Genomic DNA, 7,021 nt, shown 5'->3' with positions numbered 1-7,021 from the left:
ACCTAATGCACGCCCTACAGCCTACTCATTCAGGCACACCTTTATCGACAGCATGAAGCAATTAGATATTAGCGAGCATATCGTGGCGCAGGAGGTCAAAAGCAGGGTTAAACAAGGCCGTAGCAGTCGAAAAAACACCACATTTATTAAGCGAGCACTTACTGATAATTAAAATGTATATTTTTTAGAATTCTTTTGTGGTTGATAAATATCAATTGCGTTATCAACTATAACGTTTATAAGTGTTAACATAAATACTACAAAATGCTCTAGGAAAAATACATGCAATCAATTTCGACCGCATCAAAAAATACGTCTAGCAAACGAATGCATTGGACTATTGTTTTTATCGCTATGCTCAGTTTGATGCTCTCAAACGGTCTAGTTTTTACTGGTATTACCGCTTTTGACAGCGCTATTTTGGCGGAATTTCCTGACTGGAGTCGAGGCGATTTAAAGCTACGTGAACTCATAACCTTGGTTGGTGTGGGTATTCTAGCACCTATATTTGGCATTTTAATTGATAAGGTCGGCGTAAGAGCTTTAATGATTGTTGGTTGTTTAATCTTAATGCCAACCTATTATGCTTATGGCTACGTAGAAAATATCGGTCATATTTATATTCTGCATATTTTCCTATCTATTGTTATGGTGTGTTGCGGCCTCAATGTTGGCGTGATTTTAGTCTCAAATTGGTTTGTGAAACATCGTGGCACCGCTATCGGCATTGCGATATTAGGCACCTCTTTGGGTGGGGCAGTATTAGCACCATTATTTGGTTATTGGCTAAGTGAAGGTATTTCATGGCGCCAAGGATTCCAATATGCATCAATAATTCCATTTATATTATTAGTGCTAACAATACTTTTGGTTAGAAGTAAACCTTCTGTTATCGGCTTAAAACCTTATGGTACGGAGAATTACTCTCAGCAGTCACAAGACGATTTATCAAATCATGGTTTAGAGTATGGTGAAGCGATCAGAACTCGTTCATTCTGGGCGATAACAGTTATAGCAATGTGTACTTTCTATACCTTAATGGGCCTACAAGCTAATTTAGTGCTGCATTTGCAAGATTTAGGTTTTGATATTCAGTCGGCCTCAGCCGGTTTAAGTGTCCTTTTTCTTCCAGCCTTAGTGGGTAAGTTTATATTCGGCGTTTTTGCAGATAGATTTGAAGGTAATAAACTATTTTACGGTAATATAATCATGATGCTAATTGGCTTGGTGGCATTAATTGTGAGTTCGCAAGCTACTGTGATGTATAGTATCGGCTTAATAGGTTTTGCTTGGGGTGGTTTTTATACCATACTGCAGCTCAATGCGGTTAATAATTTTGGTTTAAAGGCGTCTGGTAAAATATTAGGTACTATTACTATTCTCGATGCTATTGGTGCGGGCTTAGGTATTTATTTAACTGGTGTTATATTTGATGTCTATGGTAGCTATTACTATGCGTTTATCATTTATGCAGTACTTTGTACTATCGCATTATTATTAATCAGCCAAGTTAAAAAACACGTTTAATCGGACCATGAGCAAAACATCCTTAGCAGCCAATAAACTTATCTTTTTATTGGCTGCTATTATCGCTACTACCCCTTTAGCTATTGATATGTATTTACCTGCAATGCCAGTCATTGCAGCTCAGCTTGGTTCTGATCTTAGTCATGTTCAACAATCCATTAGTATCTTCTTATTCTGCTATGCAATTTCTCAAGTTATTGCTGGGCCGCTAGCCGACCATATTGGCCGACGTCGCTTAGCTTTTATAGGTTTGTTGGGCTTTAGCTTTTCCAGCTATATGCTGGCAATGACCGATAATATTGAGTCATTTTTAATCTTTCGCAGTTTGCAGGCTTTATTTGGTGCGTTTTTTTCAGTCGTTATTCCAGGTATTGTGCAGCAAATTTACCGTGAGAATACCGCTAAAGGTATGTCGTATTTGTCGATGATCATGATGATAGCACCGTTATTAGCACCTGGCATTGGCAGCCTATTACTGCAGCTACATTCTTGGCGGGCTATTTTTATCTTTTTAGGGGGCTATGCGATGATCATGGTGTTACTGGCCATACGTTTTTTGCCCAATGCACCTAAGCCGACACTGCGCCGACGTAAACGCGATATATTAGATGGCTATCGGTTAATATTTTCTAATAAACAGGCACGGCCATTTTTAATAGGCACTATGTTGTCGTCGTTTTCCTTCTTTTGTTATATCACCGCGATACCCTTTGTATATTTAGAATACTATGCAGTTAGCATACAAGCCTTCCCATTTTATTTTGCGTTTAATGTGTCGTTCGTTATTTTAGCCAATATTATTAATAGTCGGTTATCTGTTCGTCTTGGTGCGGTTAAAATGCTTACATTGGGTATGTTTTTTGGTGTCTGTGTTGCGGTACTGTTATGTTTAGTAACCTGGTTCGAGATGCCGTTTATTTATACCATGCTATTACTAGGGCCTTTAATGAGTTCACTATCACTTATCGCCACCAACTCAGATGCTTTAGTGCTGATGCGCTTTAAAGAGCACACTGGCAGCGCAGCCGCCACCATAGGTGCCTTACGCTTTGGTTCTGGCGCATTAGCAGGGCCTTTACTGTTAGTACTGCATAATGGCACGCCGTTACCTTTTACTATGTTAATGCTAACCGCATTAGTCATTGTGGTACTCACCCGCACTAAAGAGCATAAAGCAGTAGTTTAGCAATAGGATAGAGATAGCAAAGGGCTATCCTGTTTTTAAAAGTAATAGCGATTGATTTTACGGGTAAAAATCTGAATGTCATGTACGAAACTGGAATAGCACACACTTTTGGGAACATGGTTATTCAAATGACTCTGTCCCTTGATGATATACCCTCCGACTTGGGTCATCATAAAGCATTAAAATACTACCCATTAAGAAATCTGAGTAATAAGTTATACAAACGTTTTCAAGTTATTTATAAGCAAAATACATAACAAGCGCATGTTGTCGTACTGATTTGCACTGCGCTTAAAATCAGGCGCAGATGCCAGCATGACTAATGACTCACTTTGGTATATTAATAACGTTAAACTTCAACAATAATCACGGTGTGATTACTCGTTTATAAAATTTATATTGTTCAACAATAAAGCGGCTATTCAGCCGCTTTATTCGTCTACAAACCTAACACTATTTAGTGGCTAATCAAAGCCTAAACAACCTGGATTTAAGCGGTTATTAGGATCAAGTCGCTTTTTAATATCAGTGAGTAATTGATAATTCTCTGCATCAAGCACTTGTTTAAATTGATAAGACTTACCGAGTTGCATATGGATATAGCCAGATTCAGCATATTTACTGATTAAATCTGCTCTAATTACGGCCATCGCATTACTGGCTACTGGGTTTGCGGCAAAGCCGGGTAAGCGTTTTAAATGGGCGGGTTCAAGGGCATGTTTGTGCAATTCATTTAGCGCTTCTGGCCAAAAGAACACCGGCTCTAATACAAATACGGTGCTTGATACTGTGGCTAATAAGTAACCGATGCCAATATTACATTGTTCAATTAAGGCTGCGTGCTTGTTAAATACCGCCTCTGTGGCTAAATAAGCTTCTTGCACCTTAGAGTGGGGCACTAGGGCATGAATAGGTACCCAACGCTCGCCTTTAGGGCCAACCATATTATTAACTGGACCAAAGGGGTTAGCACTCATCACTTTAGGTATGGTGTTTTCAACTACTTTACCTTGTAAGTTTTCTGCTAGCTGGTTAATTTTATTAAGCTTTAATTCAACACCTTGTTCGGTCCAGTCTTCAACTAAAAAGTGCACTGACCAGCATTCACTTTCAATAAAGTCACGACCAGCTAAAGCAATTTTAGACCCCGCTTTTAAAGCTTTCCCCACGCTTCCGGCGGCTTTCATTACGCCAAACAGTGATTTAATATCTTTGCCTAAGCTCTCACGCTGCAGGCGCTGGCTTTGTAAGAAAGGATCAAAGCCAAAACATTCACTGGCTAAGCCTTGTCTGGCTACTTCGCTCATCAGTTCGGCTTGATGGTTAAACTCGGTAAAACTAATAGACGTAGAGCCTTTGTGTAAAGCCTCTGGAATCAAGCGGATAGTGGCTTTAGTTTTAATACCCAAAGTAGCACTGTCATTACAAAATAAACCGGTAAGATCGGGGCCAAAATGCCGAGCAAAAGGCTGGGTGCCTTTTTTAGCAGCTGAGCCCGTTGTGAGGGTTGTGCCGTCACTTAAAATAACGTCTAGTGATAAAACCGAGTCAACGGCAAAACCATGTTGAGCAGAACCCCAAAAAATACCATTTTGCGATAAACTTCCGCCCACAGTGGCAAAGCGACCCGATAAAGTGCCCCAAAATGGAGTTCTTAATTTATGTTCTTTTAAGGTTAAATACAGTTTTTCCCAGCTACAACCAGACTCTACCGTGACATACATGTCTTTGGTATTCACTTCTAATACATTGTTTAGTGCCGACATATCAACCACAACGGAATGTTCCTCTTTGGGCACATAACCGCCGGTATAAGACATGCCGCCACCCCGAGCGACTACTGAGTAGCCGCCTTGGGTGATAATGCTGACAGCTTGCGATAGTTTTTTCGCACAGCTAGGTTTAATAACAATGGCGCAGGGCTTATCTTTGGCATAAACATCTTGGGAGTATAAAACGCAAGAGTCCTGGTCTGTTTTTACTGCACTAGCCCCAAGAACCACTATTAATTTTTCTGTTAGCGTACTTTTATTCAGTAATGGCATAAGTTTTTTACTCTTAAATTGCTGCATCTAGTGGCTGATAAAACTCTAGCCAAGCGCCATCGGGCGATTGCAGGGTGAGTAGTTTTACGTTAGCTAAACCGTACTCTGAATAGTTACCTAAACCAGCAATATAAACGTCTTGCAACGGGCTGAGAATAGTGACTTGTTGCTGTAGAGCTTTGTCAGACAATGCTTGTGCATCACTGACCTTAAAACGTAGCCCTTGCATACCTAAGTTCGGTGGCTGATTGTTCGCGCTAAAGTCGTGGCCTTGTAAAGAGTTGAATTTCACTAACTCAACTGAACCTATCATAGCGTCGCCTGGTTGCACTATTGCCAGTTCATAGTCTTCAATATGTGCGCGATTTAATGGAATACCCAGTGGATTAGCACCGGCTTCTTTATTTAAATTACCGGCTTTAATCGCGAGTTTAAAACCTAAGAAGTCGCAGTAAAAGGCTAATGATTCATCTATGTTTGTTACTATTTGACTAGAGTTAAACATCTGACTTACTGGGTTTATTTGTTCCCAACCCACCAATTTTGGTGCCACTCGCTCAATAAAAGCAATGCGCACATGGTGATTCATGGCAATCCATTCAATAACGTCTGATTCACCCAATTTAAAGCTGACTGGCGGAGTCGCGCCACGCCAGCCAAGTCTTTGTAGCTGAGGAAACAATTCGGCCATAGACTTTATCCGAACGTTGTAGTCAAAAATACCACCAGTATCCCAGCTTTGATCGTTACTACGCATCACTTGTTGTGGCACGTTATTATATTTATACAGCCGTAAAAAACCGGCATCCGTTTTAGGGTTAGCCAGCAACATTTCTTCGACGCTGGTTTCTGGCCCTAACTGATACGCTTTGACAACAGACGCATCTACCAAGCCTTGATGGATTAGCTTCCAACCAGCAATATCACAAAATAACAGCCTAAAAGGCTCAAAATCAACAACACTACATAGTGCTTCAGAAAATGGACTAACACTAAATGACATGATGGCTTTACCTTTTTATAAATTAACCTGGCAACTATGCGATATCGGCATATTCTGGCTGTAAATTTTCATAAGACTGCCAGTCGGTAGTGACAAACTCTTCATCAATTAAAGTGCGCTGTAATAAGCGTCCATTTTTAAACCATTGCCATACCCGTGAGCGATATTTACCACAGTCAGAAATTTGAATCATTTCATATAAATGTAAGTTTTCTTCATTGGTTCTTACCCAATATAGCATGACGGTTCTGTTAAACTCATCTAACGTGACTTCCGCTGCCCAACCGCTGACTTCGGTGTAAAAAATAATTTTATTATTTTCAATTTTGGTTGGAAAATCGCGAGTTTCTTTTTTACCATCTTGCCAAAAATAAAAGTTAGTTTGGTGATAAGTGTGCTCAGTAGGAAAGCGACATAGTAACCGTGATTTGTGCTCGTCGATTTTTACACCATCTTTATCAAAATAACGATAATATCCATCCCAAACACCTAAGTGACGATACAAGACGGGCATTCTATCTTTCAGTTCCATAGTGATTTACCTATATTATTAATCTTACTCTTGATGCTAAACCGCTGGCGAAATTTACCATTGATAAATCGCAAATAGCCGTATTTCAGCATCTGTATTACATTTGAATGAACACACTAGTAGGATATTTTAATAAAAATTTAATTTACTGCGTAGCAGCTGTCGTGGGTAACCTATTGGTTAAAGACTTTAGTACGGCTTCAATATTTTTTAATATATACGCTCACTATGGCAACGCCTGGTAGTCATTAATCACCGCTTAGGCTAGATCGGCCTCAGATACTTCATCAATTTCAATTAAGTATTTTGTAACGTCAGATGCTTAACTCGCAGATTAAAATAGCTGGGAAATAAACGTTGTTTTAGTCAGCCGATTTTAATAATCGATTGTACTGATTTTTAAATGGTTCTGAATTGACAAATATCAGCCAATGTAAACTTCGCTTCATCTAGTATTGAGTTAAATTAAGATGAAGAGATTTACCTTGTGGCTAACTCAACATTAGGGATATGGGAAGACATTCTATTACTGGATAAACAGCTAACTGAAGAGCAACGTATCATTAGAGATATGGCTCGCGACTTTTGTCAGACAGAGTTAATGCCAGGTATTTTAAAAGCCAACCGCGAAGGGACGCGGTGTTTTTCAAGATAGTTGTCACTCTTTGTTTAAATATTAAGCTGCATTTATTACGCCTTCTTCTGGTGCCTTATCTGGGTTGAGTGTT

The 7,021-nt window shown here is 39.6% G+C and carries 6 protein-coding genes; 3 read left to right on the top strand and 3 right to left on the bottom strand.

The window, feature by feature from the left end:
- Window positions 1-282: 282 nt before the first annotated feature.
- Together L2717_RS17800 and L2717_RS17795 are read left to right on the top strand one after the other, a co-directional pair.
- Window positions 283-1,527 (top strand): MFS transporter, encoded by a 1,245-nt coding sequence (locus tag L2717_RS17800; protein WP_220775140.1) that lies wholly within the window; start codon window positions 283-285, stop codon window positions 1,525-1,527.
- A gap of 7 nt (window positions 1,528-1,534) precedes the next feature.
- Window positions 1,535-2,713: a multidrug effflux MFS transporter gene (locus L2717_RS17795; RefSeq protein ID WP_248938125.1), complete on the top strand. Its 1,179-nt coding sequence runs from the start codon at window positions 1,535-1,537 to the stop codon at window positions 2,711-2,713.
- A 464-nt stretch (window positions 2,714-3,177) separates the two neighbouring features.
- Here the strand turns inward: L2717_RS17795 and L2717_RS17790 are convergent, their stop codons facing one another.
- Genes L2717_RS17790 through L2717_RS17780 form a run of 3 tightly spaced genes read right to left on the bottom strand, consistent with a single transcriptional unit; the run spans window position 3,178 to window position 6,293 of the window.
- Window positions 3,178-4,758 carry an FAD-binding oxidoreductase gene (locus L2717_RS17790; RefSeq protein WP_220774995.1) on the bottom strand — a complete coding sequence of 527 codons (1,581 nt, stop codon included), beginning with the start codon at window positions 4,756-4,758 and terminating at the stop codon, window positions 3,178-3,180.
- A 13-nt stretch (window positions 4,759-4,771) separates the two neighbouring features.
- Window positions 4,772-5,761, bottom strand: a complete 990-nt coding sequence (locus tag L2717_RS17785; protein WP_220774994.1) for a VOC family protein — start codon at window positions 5,759-5,761, stop codon at window positions 4,772-4,774.
- Window positions 5,762-5,795: 34 nt separating this feature from the next.
- A complete protein-coding gene (locus L2717_RS17780; RefSeq protein WP_248938124.1) occupies window positions 5,796-6,293 on the bottom strand; it encodes a DUF3598 family protein in 498 nt (165 codons plus the stop codon).
- Window positions 6,294-6,780: 487 nt separating this feature from the next.
- Between L2717_RS17780 and L2717_RS17775 the strand changes: the two genes are divergently transcribed.
- Window positions 6,781-6,948, top strand: a complete 168-nt coding sequence (locus tag L2717_RS17775; RefSeq protein ID WP_248938123.1) for a hypothetical protein — start codon at window positions 6,781-6,783, stop codon at window positions 6,946-6,948.
- Window positions 6,949-7,021 lie beyond the last annotated feature (73 nt).

Source organism: Shewanella glacialipiscicola (assembly GCF_023283485.1).
In the GTDB taxonomy this organism is placed as follows: domain Bacteria; phylum Pseudomonadota; class Gammaproteobacteria; order Enterobacterales; family Shewanellaceae; genus Shewanella; species Shewanella glacialipiscicola.
This window is presented reverse-complemented; position numbering and strand designations above follow the sequence as displayed.